Origin of the sequence: Geminicoccus flavidas, from assembly GCF_009806515.1 — a bacterium.
GTDB classification, from domain to species: Bacteria; Pseudomonadota; Alphaproteobacteria; order Geminicoccales; family Geminicoccaceae; genus Geminicoccus; species Geminicoccus flavidus.
Genome location: NZ_WUJP01000324.1, coordinates 1 through 1,114 on the forward strand (window position 1 = coordinate 1; position 1,114 = coordinate 1,114).

Here is a 1,114-nt window from a genome sequence, read left to right on the forward strand (position 1 = left end):
TTGTGCATGCGCCGGTTCACGCGGAACGCGCGCAGGATCATCTCCAGGCCGCGGCGCAGCCGGTCGCCGCGGTTGCGCGCGGGGTTGAACAGGCGGACCTCGATATTCTCGTGCGCGTTCAGGCCGAGCGAGGCGATGTCGTTGCCGCGCAGGTTGATGTCGTCGAGCAGGAGGCGGACGCGCACGCCGCGGTCGGCGGCTTTGAGCACCTCCTCGATCAGGAGGCGGCCGGTGAGCCCGTCGTCCTCCCAGATATAGTACTGGAGGTCCAGGCTGCGGCCGGCCTGGCGGGCGGACAGGGCGCGGGCGGCGAACGCGTCGAGGTTGGAGGCCAGGAGCAGGAGGCCGCTCTGGTTCTCGTGCTCTGCCAGGAGCGGGGTCGCCAGGCGGTCGAGTGCGGTGGCGTCGGGGGAGAGCGGCAGGGCATGGGCGGGCTTGCCGCGGGCCTGGCGGGCGAAGCGGCCATAGGAATAGACGGCGAGGAACGAGGCCAGCACGAAGCAGAGGATCAGCAGGGCAAGGACGAGCAGCGGACGCATGTCACCTCGAGCGGACCTGGCGCACGGCTCCCAGCACGGCCCTGCGGGGCAGGACTAGGGGCGCAGGGGTCAGGCGGCAAGCGGTGCCGCGGCGGCCGCCGGGCGCGCATGAGCCAGGTCGATGCGCGCCTTGATCGGCAGGTGGTCCGAGGCGACCCTTGCCAGGCGGGAATCGTGGACCTCGATGCTGGTGATCATGGCCGGAGGGTTGGCCAGGATCCGGTCCAGCGCGAACATCGGAAAGCGCGAGGGAAAGCTCGGCAGTGCCGGGGTGAGCGGGCCGAACGAGGGGTCCAGGCGCAACAGGGACGAGCGCTGGCCCAGGCGCCATTCGTTCAGGTCGCCCATCAGCAGGGTCGGGCGCTCGGTGCGCTTGGCCATGGCGGCCAGGATCGCCTCGGCCTGCTGGGCGCGCGAGCGGCGCAGCAGCCCCAGATGGGCGGCGATGATCCGCAAGGGGCCGGCTTCCAGGTCCAGGTCGACCACGAGTGCCCCGCGCGGCTCCACGCCGGGCAGGCGGATCTGGTGGATGTCGGTGACCGACCCTGCCTTGAACAGGATGACGTTGCCGTGCC

Annotated in this window: 1 protein-coding gene and 1 pseudogene; both read right to left on the minus strand. The window is 71.4% G+C overall.

What is annotated here, in order from left to right; genetic code table 11:
• Window positions 1–539 (minus strand): annotated as a pseudogene (locus EQG76_RS08955) (phospholipase D family protein); the annotation flags it as partial.
• A 69-nt stretch (window positions 540–608) separates the two neighbouring features.
• The coding region (locus EQG76_RS08960) for an endonuclease/exonuclease/phosphatase family protein (protein WP_331463744.1) at window positions 609–1,114 on the minus strand (506 nt) is incomplete at its 5' end.